The organism is Ignisphaera sp., assembly GCA_038735125.1.
GTDB lineage: Archaea > Thermoproteota > Thermoprotei_A > Sulfolobales > Ignisphaeraceae > Ignisphaera.
Map to the genome: position 1 here is coordinate 33,806 of JAVYNU010000009.1, position 12,407 is coordinate 46,212.

At 37.6% G+C, this 12,407-nt stretch carries 12 protein-coding genes; 3 read left to right on the top strand and 9 right to left on the bottom strand.

Annotated elements, in window-relative coordinates:
* Positions 1–27: 27 nt before the first annotated feature.
* Together QW284_08700 and QW284_08705 are read left to right on the top strand one after the other, a co-directional pair.
* Positions 28–1,377, top strand: a complete 1,350-nt coding sequence (locus QW284_08700; protein MEM0339744.1) for an FAD-dependent oxidoreductase — start codon at positions 28–30, stop codon at positions 1,375–1,377.
* A gap of 57 nt (positions 1,378–1,434) precedes the next feature.
* A complete protein-coding gene (locus QW284_08705) occupies positions 1,435–2,550 on the top strand; it encodes a hypothetical protein (protein ID MEM0339745.1) in 1,116 nt (371 codons plus the stop codon).
* A 46-nt stretch (positions 2,551–2,596) separates the two neighbouring features.
* Here QW284_08705 and QW284_08710 read toward each other — a convergent pair whose 3' ends face one another.
* Positions 2,597–3,484 (bottom strand): hypothetical protein, encoded by an 888-nt coding sequence (locus QW284_08710; protein ID MEM0339746.1) that lies wholly within the window; start codon positions 3,482–3,484, stop codon positions 2,597–2,599.
* 172 nt (positions 3,485–3,656) lie between these two features.
* On the bottom strand, positions 3,657–4,433 hold the full coding sequence (locus QW284_08715; GenBank protein ID MEM0339747.1) for a hypothetical protein: 777 nt from the start codon (positions 4,431–4,433) through the stop codon (positions 3,657–3,659).
* Positions 4,434–4,473: 40 nt separating this feature from the next.
* Here QW284_08715 and QW284_08720 point away from each other — a divergent pair, with 40 nt between their 5' ends.
* Entirely contained in the window at positions 4,474–6,288 is a 1,815-nt protein-coding gene (locus QW284_08720; protein ID MEM0339748.1) for a hypothetical protein, read from the top strand.
* Here the strand turns inward: QW284_08720 and QW284_08725 are convergent.
* Genes QW284_08725 through QW284_08755 form a run of 7 tightly spaced genes read right to left on the bottom strand, consistent with a single transcriptional unit; the run spans position 6,262 to position 12,388 of the window.
* Positions 6,262–6,894 (bottom strand): V-type ATP synthase subunit D, encoded by a 633-nt coding sequence (locus tag QW284_08725; protein MEM0339749.1) that lies wholly within the window; start codon positions 6,892–6,894, stop codon positions 6,262–6,264. The genes QW284_08720 and QW284_08725 overlap by 27 nt on opposite strands.
* Positions 6,891–8,306: a V-type ATP synthase subunit B gene (locus QW284_08730; GenBank protein ID MEM0339750.1), complete on the bottom strand. Its 1,416-nt coding sequence runs from the start codon at positions 8,304–8,306 to the stop codon at positions 6,891–6,893. The genes QW284_08725 and QW284_08730 overlap by 4 nt, the downstream gene beginning before the upstream one ends.
* A complete protein-coding gene (locus QW284_08735; GenBank protein ID MEM0339751.1) occupies positions 8,306–10,081 on the bottom strand; it encodes a V-type ATP synthase subunit A in 1,776 nt (591 codons plus the stop codon). Before QW284_08735 ends, QW284_08730 begins: the two co-directional genes overlap by 1 nt.
* 5 nt (positions 10,082–10,086) lie before the next feature.
* A complete protein-coding gene (locus tag QW284_08740) occupies positions 10,087–10,431 on the bottom strand; it encodes a V-type ATP synthase subunit F (protein ID MEM0339752.1) in 345 nt (114 codons plus the stop codon).
* On the bottom strand, positions 10,428–11,297 hold the full coding sequence (locus QW284_08745) for a hypothetical protein (protein ID MEM0339753.1): 870 nt from the start codon (positions 11,295–11,297) through the stop codon (positions 10,428–10,430). The genes QW284_08740 and QW284_08745 overlap by 4 nt, the downstream gene beginning before the upstream one ends.
* 5 nt (positions 11,298–11,302) lie before the next feature.
* A complete protein-coding gene (locus tag QW284_08750) occupies positions 11,303–11,899 on the bottom strand; it encodes a V-type ATP synthase subunit E family protein (protein ID MEM0339754.1) in 597 nt (198 codons plus the stop codon).
* A 6-nt stretch (positions 11,900–11,905) separates the two neighbouring features.
* Positions 11,906–12,388: an ATPase gene (locus QW284_08755; protein ID MEM0339755.1), complete on the bottom strand. Its 483-nt coding sequence runs from the start codon at positions 12,386–12,388 to the stop codon at positions 11,906–11,908.
* Between the last annotated feature and the right edge of the window lie 19 nt (positions 12,389–12,407).

Sequence of the window (12,407 nt, forward strand, 5' to 3'; positions counted from 1 at the left end):
AAAGTTGTATATATATTCGTGACTGGGATGTCAAAAAATGTCGTAATAATAGGAGGCGGTGCTGCAGGAGCATCAGCTGCTTCAAGAGCCAAGAAGCTTGATCCCTCAGCCAAAGTCATACTCATCGAGGCAACTGATATGATTACACATGGACCATGCGCTATTCCTTACTATGTTGAGGGAATAGTCAAAGACAAGAAAATGCTTGTAACATATACTCCAGAGGATTTTGAGCGCGATAGAGGCATAAAGGTTTTAACAAATACTGTTGCAAAGAGTATTGATGTAGATAAAAAGGTTGTTGCCGTAAAGAGGGATGGCAAAGAATTCACAATTGAATGGGATAAGTTGATCATTGCAACTGGTGCCACACCTATAAAGCCGAGGGTTAATGGTATTGATCTAAAAAATGTTTATACGATTAGACACCCAGTACAAGCAGATGAGCTGTCTAATGCAATTAGAAAAGCAAATAATATAGTAATTGTTGGTGGAAGCTATCTAGGGTTAGAAATAGCTGAGGCCGCTCTTTCTCTAGGCAAGAAGACAATGCTCATTGAGAAAGAAGATCAGTTGCTTCCAAAATCTCTAGATAGGGATGTGGCTGACATTGTTGCAAAAGAGGTTATGTCAAGGGGTCTCGAAATACATCTTTCTGAGCCACTAAAAGAAATTATTGGGAAGGAATTTGCAGAGGCTGTTGCAACCAGTAAAAACATTTACAAAACTGACCTAGTTATTTTAGCAACGGGTGTTAAACCAAATACAGAACTGGCTGTAAAAAGTGGTATTAAAATAGGGGTTACTGGAGCTATAGAAGTAAATGAATACATGGAGACAAACATTGAAGGTGTGTATGCGGCTGGCGATGTGGCTGAGAAAAGACATGCGATAACAGGTAAGAAGGTTTGGATACCACTAGCACCATCAGCCAATAAAGAAGGGCAAGTAGCAGGTGCAAATGCAGCTCTTGGAAGGATTTTAAGATTTCCTGGTGTTGTCGGAACAGCTATAACAAAGTTCTTTGATATGTACATCGCTAGAACAGGGCTAAATGAAGAAGAGGCAAGGGAGCATGGATTCAAAATAGAAAGTAAGTTGATAAGAGTTAGAACCAAAGCTCATTATTATCCAAAAGGCACATATGCATACATAAAGATGGTTATAGACGTGTCTACTGGAAGAATACTTGGAGCGCAGATAATTGGGTGGGAGGAATCAGTTGCTGAGTATATCAATGCTGTTGCAATAGCTATTGAAAAAGGAATGACTATAGAAGATCTATTCTTTGCAGATATAGGTTATCATCCTGCGGTTGCCCCTGTCTGGCACCCCCTAATAGTTGCAGCAAGAACATTATCTCATGGTCGCTTCTGATGACAAAATAATGCTTGCTATGATACGGAGTTTTCTATTTACGAAAAGTGATGGGTTATGCTCATACCACCTGTAGCAAGCTATGAGAAATGGAAACAGTTTTTTAAGAGGGATATTGGGAGAGCTCTAGGATATTGTGAAAGGATTGTTGGGTTATATAATAAACTCTCAATGACTTATTCCGATATAAATACGAAAAAGATTGTTGCAGGTATTATAGGTAAAAATACTATAGGTCATTGGAGGGATATTCAAAAAATTTTCGAAGAATTTTTTGGTATAAAGTGTATCAGATGTTCCGAAATCGTAAAGGATATTGCAAGTGGGATACCATATGACATGGTATTACAAAAAGTCTCACTATTTTTTGGAGAACCAAGAGCTATTAGAGAGATTGAAGCATTGATGGTTATACTAGCTGAAATCTATAAGAATTCTGTTATTGCAAGACCTCCGGCAATTACTTCTAGTATTTTTAACGTGGATTATAATACCTTAACCAGTAACCCTCTTCACATAATCAGAATATTGAGAGGCTTGTACACTTCGTTTCTGGCACTTCTACCTCTATATAATGAATTTACTTATTTTCTATTAATAACAAGAAACATGGACTATGATTTGTTTAAAAAATACTTTAGAGATTTGGACTTAGGGTTTCTGTCAAGATTTGGCATAAAGTATAGAAAAATACATTTATGCGAAGAAACTGCGATAATAGGTCATGAAAAGAATAGCGCTGGAGAAAAGATACAGATTTTGGTCAATAATATATATAGGTTTTTTAAGCAACAGCCATATGCTATAAGGAGATTTATTAGGGTTATCGATGAAGAAGAGAAATTTGTAAGAAGTATGATCGCAACACTACAAGGAATATCCACGGAATTGGGAATAAAAGTTAGTCAGAGCCTCTATAGCTCATTATATAGAAATGCTGAGAAGAGATATATTAGGGCTGGATACACTTATGTGGAGACAATTATTAGAGTAAATAGAAGAGATTGTAGTGTCAAAATAAAGGATTTCTCAATTGCGTACAAAGATTTTGTAGGATATATGGAGCCATATATGATCACAGGGCTTTTTCAACTGGATAATATTATACCCAAAGACGATTATATTGATATGTATGCAAAGATTTATATGAAACCAGGAAAGACTGGCATATAGCATGTATGTTGAGCCCTGGTTAAATTACAGTTAAGTTGATGTAGTATCACAACACTAAACTCCATAGTGTTAATGCCAAAACTATTGAAATAGGTGTTAATAATATTAAAAGCAATGTTATCAAATCCTCATCTAAGTGAAACACCTTACCCAAAACTATATTTGTTACAGCAGGTGGCATAATACTTTGGAGAATAAGTCCATGAATGTATAGATTGCTACTGAAGTCGAAACCACGCAATAGCAGAAAGGATATAAATAACATTAATAAGGGTGATAATATGTATTTAATTATACATGATGTTACAACAATTTTAGCATCATTCTTCAACGTTTTTATGCTTAACTTTCCTATTGAACCTCCAATAACAATAAACGACAAATAGAATGAGTACGAAACTAAATAATCTATGTAATTTACTGCAGTAACATCCCCCTCATATTTAACACCATACAGCATCCTTATTATTAGTGCGACAGTAAATGCAGCAAGCACAGGTAGGGACTTGAAATGAATAGCTTTTTCATGAGCTTTCCTTACGGCGATGTATGCCAAGAACATGGTCAAAAACGGTAACACAATGTTGAAGGCAATCATATATGGCAAAACATATGTACTATTACTCCACAGTATTAAGGCCAGTGGTATTGCTAAGTAACCTGAATTTGGCATTGAAAGTGATAGAGAGGCTGAGAATGCCGTAACAGGTGTTGTAATGGATCTAAGCAATAGGAAAGAGATTATCAAGATCAGAATTATGTGAAGTAATGATATAAATATTAGTGTAGTAAATTCATAGCCAATTTGAGTAAACCCAATTTTGATTATTAAGGTAATTGGGACAGCGATATAGAAAAGATAATTATTGAAAGCATCGATAAGCATATTACCGAATTTAGATCCCCATCTAGACAATATAAACCCTATTATCATCAGAAGCACCATGATTAAAGGGTTATAGATGTTCGTTTGCATCACCTTTAAAGATTTCAATAGTATTTAATTAAGCATGGCAGTAACTTTTATAAATATCTGTGATGAGCCTGTGGCACACTGAAGAGATGATGTGGAACACCTAGTCTGATAAAGATACTCCTCAATCATATCAGCTTTTCTTTCTGCATAGTAAGGTTGGTATATCAATTACCCTTACAGGGGTTAGCCATTCAATTCTCCAAATTTCTTCAACTAATCTCAAGTATTCTTTACCGCCATACATTCTAACGCTGTTTGTATGCCAAAGCAAAGTGACTATCTCAATACCTTGCCTGTTGAAGTTTTCTAGAGTTTCTATAATCCTTTGATATGCTTCATCTGGTTTGACCCCCCAGTATGTAAACATATATGTATCCATCATTGTTATGGGCAATTCCACCACATCACCAAGTATATAACACCCTGAGCTATCAAGTGATGGCCCTATTTTCGATTTACATATACTACTATCATATTTTATACCTATTGCACTTAACCTCTGTATTAAACTGGCATCTATTTTAAGATAGTGAACCCTCAAGCTCTTAACTTCTTGGGAATATATCTTCTCCAGCAAAGTCTTTTCTTGCCTGATTTTTTCAAGGTTTTCTCCGCTGTTTGAATGCAGACCAACTTCCCAGCTATTTCTCCTCAATTCGGATATGACATCACTATAAAGCTCAGCAGTTGTATAATCGTCGTAGACAGTTCTAAAGAAAAATGTTGATTTAATTCCTTGGCGCTGCTCATAATCCATTATAGCTGTTATCCCATCATATATATTTTCCCTCAAAGTAAAAAATTTATATCTATCCTCAATAGAGAATCTGTTCAAACGTGCTAGTACATGTTCTATTGTAGGACCTTTTCTACTCCAATCAACATCATGTGTTAGAACTAACAACACTTTTATTCACCTCTAGACAATGTCTTTGTGGCGATAGCTATTGGATAAATGTGTTGTTGTGGCTTCTATATCTTCTAGAAAATCTATAGCAATAGCAAAGTCTATAAAAAGTTTACTGAACATCAAAGTTGTCGGTGTTGCTCACAGCATTCACCCTCATCTTTTTTCTGGAATATTTGATTATAGATATTTATATAAGGTTAGAAGAGAGGGTACTGACTGGCCTTACATAGTAGCCATGGTTGCACATAAACATGGATGCGACGTTGTCGTTCCCGTGGATTATATCGATTTCGTAGGTTTTTCTAAATATGTGAAAATATTCTATGAGCTTGGGATAACAGTTGCAGCACCACGCTACGAAGATATTGTATTGGCATCGGATAGGGTTAGAATTGTTGACAAATTGGGCAAAGTTGTTGTGTTTCCAAAGCAGGTATTTGTGGGTAGCAGTCACGATGTTGGGGGTATATATGAGCTTTCTCCACCTCTCGTAGTAAAAAACCTTGGTGATGCATCTAACCCGTCTTTCCATCTAGATTCTGAATCAGCTGTTTCAGAAGCTGTTAGAAGAATTCCATGCGTTGTTCAGGAATATGTTGAAGGAATTGGGAGAGGATATTATGCATTAACATTTGAAGGCAAACCCATAATGGAGTTTACTCATCAGAGGATAGTTGAATATCAGCCGGTTGGTGGTGCAAGTCTATATGCGAGAGGTCCTATAGAGGATCCCCAGCTCTATGCCATTGGGAGAAGGGTTGTAGAGTTATTGAGATGGAATGGGGTTCTAATGGTTGAAACAAGATATGTTGATGAGCTGGGGGCACACTATGTAATTGAGGTGAATCCCAAGTTTTGGGGGAGCATAGATTTGGCTGTGTCGCTCGGATATCATTTTCCAGGGATACTCGTAGCTGCCTATATATACGGCGAGGAGAGTGCAAGGAAACTTGCAAAAAGGTTGAAGGTACACAGAGGAGAATTTGTATGGGTTTTGGATGGGCTAAGATACCTAGCTAAGATACCATCGACTTGGATATACATGGCTAAAAAAATGACTGCAAACCCCTTGCGAAGCGACGTCAATCTATTGGAGCCTGCAAAAAACTTGGTGCAGATTTTGAAAGCTTTAGAAAGGTTTCCTAGAGAACGCGATAGTTGGAGGACATATCTGGGGAGTTCTAGAATTGAGTTAGTTTACTGGCTTAAGAGGTTTACACAATTTTTAGAAAGTAGAAGAAGAGTCGTAATCTTTGATTTGGATGCCACATTAACTCAGCTTCCAATAGACTGGAGAAGGGTTAGACAAAAACTTGTGAAGCTTGGGCTAGTCAAAGAGTGGGAGACAATAAATAGGGCTATGGTTAGGCTTTGGAGTAGCGACAAAAAGGAGTTTGAGACTTTATCCAGCATTATAGAAGAGGTAGAACTTAGTTCCTTAAATAAGTTAAACAAGAAGGATCTCTATGTTCCTAGGCAGGTTCTGGAGCAACTCAGTAAAGAGGTTACCATATGTATCGCTACTAAACAAAGCGCGAAAGCAGCTAAAGCTATCCTCAATAAACTTGAGATTAGTGAATTTGTCTATAAGGTGATCAGTAGAGATAGTAATGTGGGGCCAATAAAAATAGCTATGTATTTCAATTGTTTAGAGGGATTCGATGATACAAAAGCTGTTGTTATAGACGACAATATCGAGTATATTGTTGAAGCTTATAGAAAGGGTTTTGCATCGATGTTAGCATCAGATAATGTGTATAGAATTGCTAGGGCTTCTAGGTTAGGCATTCCAGCAGCTCCCACAAAAAAGCTTGTGGAGCTTGTTCTATATGCTTTCAAATCTTTGAAGTAATAACGATTTTACCTTCAAGCTTCTAATCTTCTCTTCTCTCTCCATTTCATCAAACTTCATCATGAGATATCTTATAGTTGTGATAAGCCTTGGTATCAAAACCTTTTCTAGCATCATAACAATTCTTTTTACTCTTGAAATCTCCATAGCCAGCTCGATTAACTCTTTCTCGTATTCGGCAACGGAAACAAGCATCTCTAAAAACTCCTTGCGTTTTACCTGGATATCTGCAACCTCGATTGGCAATACAGGAGAGTGCATGGGTATAGAAGATAGTTCCATAGATGGCGCCACAACGCCCATAACATTTCTTGTACCCGCCACAACCTCTACGGTCTCACTAATAGTGTTTGCTCCCATATTGAGGGTCTCAAGACCGTGTATGGCGACAGCATACGAGTAGCTGTTATAGATTTCATTGAGCATTTCATGTAGTCTGCGTCTAGATTCATATGCCTTTCTGTAAACTGTGTAGAACTCCTGCATCAGAAAAGTTAGTCTATCTCTCAAAATCCTATGTATTCTTCTACTTAGCGCAAGTCTTCTTCTAAGTCTTATGAGTTCTATTTTAGTTGGTCTTGGAAGCCTTATTATTTCACTACTCAAGTCTTGCCTCCCCTATACTTTGGATGATACTTCTTGATAGTCTCTGGTCTTATTTGCCTAAGTTCATCTTCTGGTAGCATTGAGAGAAGCTCCCATGCGATATCAAGTGTTTTCTCTATTTCTCTTCTTTCATACTCTCCTTGATTGATAAATCTTCTTTCAAATTCATCAGCAAATTCTAGATATTTCTTATCTCTTTGAGACAGAGATTCAATTCCAACAATTGTAACAAGTTCTCGCAGGTATGTGCCTTCAGAGTAAGATGTCATTAGCTGTGCAAAAACTTCTCTATGATCCTCTCTAGTTTTGCCGGGCCCTATACCTTCCTTCATTAATCGAGATAGTGAGAGGAAGATATCGACAGGTGGGTATATACCCTTTCTCCACATGTCTCTAGATAAAACAATTTGTCCTTCTGTTATATACCCTGTTAAATCGGGAATCGGATGTGTAATATCATCATCAGGCATTGTTAAAATTGGCATTATAGTCATGCTACCCTTTTTACTTGAAACCCTACCAGCTCTTTCATACATTGTTGCAAGATCTGTATACATATATCCTGGGTACCCCCTTCTACCTGGGACCTCTTCTCTAGCAGCAGAAATTTCTTTCAAAGCCTCACAATAATTAGTCATATCAGTTAAAATTGTTAGAACATGCATATCATATTTCCATGCAAAGAATTCTGCTGCTGTCAGAGCTGTTCTAGGTAGTGCTAGCTTTTCAACTGTTGGCGCTGAGGCGGGTGCTATAAAAGCTATTGTCCTGTCTAGTGCACCCATAGCCTTTAACTCATTTAGGAAGTACATAGCCTCTTCATGTGTAACTCCAACAGCTCCAAATACAACAGCGAATTTCTCACCACTTCCTCTTACAGCAGCTTGTCTAACTATCTGCATAGCTAATCTGTTGTGAGGTAGACCAGAACCTGAGAATATGGGTAGCTTCTGCCCTCTAACAAGGGTTAGCATACCATCTACTACAGAAACCCCTGTCTCTATAAACTCTGAAGGTGGGACTCTTATGGCGGGATTCAGAGGCTCTCCATGAATATCTAAATAGTCTTCCGGAATTATTGGAGGCCCTCCATCAATTGGTCTTGCAAGCCCGTCGAAAATCCTTCCAAGCATATCAGAAGATACAGGAATTTTTAATGTTTCTCCAAGGAATTTCACAACAGTCTTACCTGCTGTGATCCCAAGAGATGAGCCAAACACCTGAACTACTGCAACATCCTTGCTAACATCTATCACTTGCCCTAATCTAACATCCCCATCAACATCTATTTCGACAAGTTCCCCATAGCTTATACCACCTAACGCCTTTACAAATATTAGTGCACCTCTTGTGCCAAGTATTTGCTTGCTTGCTTTTGAAGTTAGCCTTGGAGTTTCAATAGCCTTTGGCATTATTGTTTCGCCACAGTGCCAAATTCCTGGTTTAGTATTTCAAAATATTGTGGAATAACTTTCTTGAGGTCTTCAAGTGAATAGAACTTCATTTGATAAAGCATATACTTACTCTTAAATTCTCTTATTTTAGCAACAGTCAAACCCTTTGCTACAGCCTCTAAAGCTCTTCTATAGAACTCCATTATGGCCTCCATAATTATAATTCCTTTTTCGGGAGGTGAATAAGCGTCAAAGGGGTCTAAAGCACTTTGCTGCAAAAAGCCTTCTCTAATTATCCTAGCCACCTCTAATATAAGCTTATCTTCCTCTGGAAGTGCTTCAGGCCCTACAAGTCTGACTATATCACTTAATTCAGATTCTCTTTGAAGTATTCTCAATATTGTTGATCTATACTTGCCCCATTTGCCATCTGTTACCTTATCCCAATACTCCTTAACAAAGTCTACATACATGCTATAACTTGTAAGCCAGTTAATAGCTGGGAAATGCCTTCTTGTTGCAAGTCCATAGTCTAATGCGTAAAAGCTTTGGACATATCTTACAGTATTTCTTACTACAGGCTCGCTAAAGTCTCCGCCAGGCGGCGATACAGCTCCAAATATGGTTACACTTCCAAATCTCTCAGGTCTTCCAAGTGCTTTAATTCTTCCGGCCCTCTCATAGAATTCTGATAGTCTGCTAGCTAGATACGCCGGGAATCCTTCTTCACCTGGCATCTCCTCCATTCTACCACTTATCTCTCTCATAGCCTCAGCCCATCTACTAGTAGAATCGGCGACCATTATCACATCATAGCCCATATCTCTAAAGTATTCAGCAATTGTAATACCTAGGAAAACACTTGTTTCTCTTGCTGCAACAGGCATATTACTTGTGTTTGCTATGAAGACCGATCTTTCCATCATTGGCCTCCCTCTTCTAACGTCAATAAGCTTTAGAAAACTTGTTAAAGCATCTGACATCTCGTTACCTCTTTCACCACATCCAACATATATTGCTATATCAGTATGACTCCATTTTGTTATCTCTTGAAGTATAACAGTTTTCCCTGTTCCAAAACCTCCTGGAACAGCTGCCTTCCCACCTTTTGCAATTGGAAAAACATGGTCTATAACCCTAATACCTGTGATCAGAGGCTCTATTGGGGTTAGCTTCTCGGTGTATGGTCTTGGAATTCTAATTGGCCAAACATGATATAACTTGACATTGTATTCTTGATGACCAGAAGAGACGGTGGCTATAGTATCCTCAACTGCATAGTCACCTTCATCAGCAATCCACTTAAGCTCGCCTTTGACATTTGGCGGAATCATGATATAGTGCTTTACAAGGGGGGTCTCATCAACATATCCTACTATGTCACCTGGGTAAACCTTGTCACCAACATTGATATTCTTCTCCCTTACAAAATGCCATCTCTTACTTCTATCGAGTGGGGCAACCTTAGCCCCTCTCCTAATGAATATATCATTAAATAGCTTTGCAATTTCTTTTTCAGGTCTCTGAAGACCGTCATATATGGATCCTATCAACCCAGGTCCAAGCTCTGCTGACAAAGGCTTACCCGTTGCCTCCACCTTTTCCCCAACAGTAAGACCTGCTGTCTCCTCATAGACTTGTATATATACCTTCTCTCCCCTAACAGCTATAACCTCTCCAATAAGCCCCTCTTTACCAACATAAACAACTTCATACATCATTGGACTAGGTATGTCAGTAGCAATAACAAGTGGACCAGCAATTCTATATATTTTACCTGTTCTAATACTCATAAAAATTACCCTAAATGAATTTCATAGCCTATATATTTTCGGATAAGCTCTCCATAAAAAGTTTGTAGTGATGCAGATAAACTTATTTTATCGTCAGGTATAATTACAACTATCGGATATAACCTATACAAATTCAAGTCAATGAAACTCTTCCCATCGGGAACCAAACTTTTTTGGATAAGGATGATAGCCACATCGTTCTGCACCAAGAGTTTATCCAGTATACCTTTGGCATCATTCCAATTCTCTGCTACATAAACATCTTTAATGCCGAGAATCTTCATAAGTGGTTCAAACTCTTTTCTGACTATAGCACAAATCTTTTTGATTAAATCTCTTGGCAAACTCATTTGAATACCCAAGAAACTGAAAATACATACTTTAATACGTATACTTCGTAATACCTGTTAATTAGGTATAGTGTTAGCAAATCTATGACCTGGGGAGATAACGCTAGCAATTCTCTGCATTTGCTATATACATATTGGGCTTCGTATATAGTTGCTTTAGCAGGATGTGATACAATGATATTATAGAGATACTTTGCGGAATTCTCTAATTGATGCTGAACTACACCATCTATATTAGTAGCTGAAATAATTTGCTTGGTGAAACTCTCTATGGAGTTCGCTGTTGTAAAACCAAGCCTCTCTAAATTAGATATGTATTTCAAATACTTTGAAACAGCCAGGAGACTCACACAACCAAGGGCTCTAGAATAACTCTCTCTAGGTGTTTTTTGATGTTCTGCCATCTTTAAATCTGTTTTGAGCTGCTTTAGAAATGTTAATAAGAGGCACTCATAGGTCTTTTCTTTTGTACAATACATGTAAATATTCATGTCTTTAGGCTCTAAAAATCTTGGTTTCATCTCATTGAAATGTTTAGAGGACATAATCGAAGTATAGATCAAATCAAGTTCATATATCGTTAGAAATGTCCTAAAGAATTTTGAATAGAGTTCGGGAAGAAGGTTATAAACATAATTCAGCTCATTTTTTATTAACCCAATTAAATTTTCTTCCAGTTCATGTATAGTCTTTGCTGATGCTAGTTTGAGATAATCCATTCTCGAATTATATCTGGACAGCACCGATGGGAGGTCTATGAACTGATTTTCTAATGCTATCTGGATAGCCTCTTCGAGTTTTGGATTTTTATCTAGATGGGTTATCAATAGTGTTTTCAGCCCATACCTACTCATCTTATACGTCATTTACATCACAAACCAATTTTTGCTAGTTGGGGCATCATATTTCTGAGTACCTTCTTCAATCTTTCCTCATAGCTATTATCAATGATTATTTCCCCATTCATGCACTCTACTATCACACCACCAATAATATTTGTTGTATATATACCTTCAATTCTTATATTATAAGATTCTTCAACATATCTTTTAATTGCATCAATGAAGTCTATGTCTTTAGACGAAACTCTAATTGTAATACTATTTACTTTGCCAACTGAATTTAAAACCTCTTGTATAGACTCATCAATAAGTCTTTTTATTGACTCAAATCTTATGTTTTGTGGTAGAGAATTTAAAATACTGTTAACATGAATTACAACCTCTCTAATTATAGAATCTTTTGCCTCAGCAAGAATAAGTCTTGCCCTATACTTGGCTTCTGCTATTCTAGCGTCAGGATTTAGCTTAGCTACTATCTCTTTCTTCTTTTCCTCAATGAGCATCAACTTCTTCTTTTGAGCCTCCTCTATAATATTTTTCGCTTCTTCTTCAGCTTTCTTTAAAATATGTTCCGCCTCTATCTTGGCTTTCTCTAAAACAGCTCTTTTAAGTTCTTCAACACTCATATACGCTTACCAACTGGTAATAATAGACATAAACATTATGCCAAAAACCATGCCAAGAATGCCAAACAACTCCTCATACGCGGCCAAAATTATTGTGGGGCCAAATATCACTCCACGCGTTTTTATCAATTGTGCCGCTCCATCTGCACAAACCTTTCCTTGCGCATATGCTGAATAGAGTTCTACTAAGCCAACGAACATGCTTATGCCAAATACGGCTGCTGCAATATGAGGTGGTATTGAAGAGTACTTTTTGAGTAGAGATGGTAAGAAAGCGCTATAGCTCATCAGCATATAGATAAAACCGTAGACTAGTGTTTGGGTAGCAGGGAGAAAAGCTAGAGCAAATATCCTACCTCTTTGAGCAGGATCCTCACTTATTACTGGAATCCCTGCTGAAATTGCTATGTAAATTCCTAGTGTAGAGCCCACAGATGCAAGCCCTTCTGCTAGCCCAGGACCTATAAATGCAAGTATATCACTGCTCATCTTGATTCAATCCCTCGGT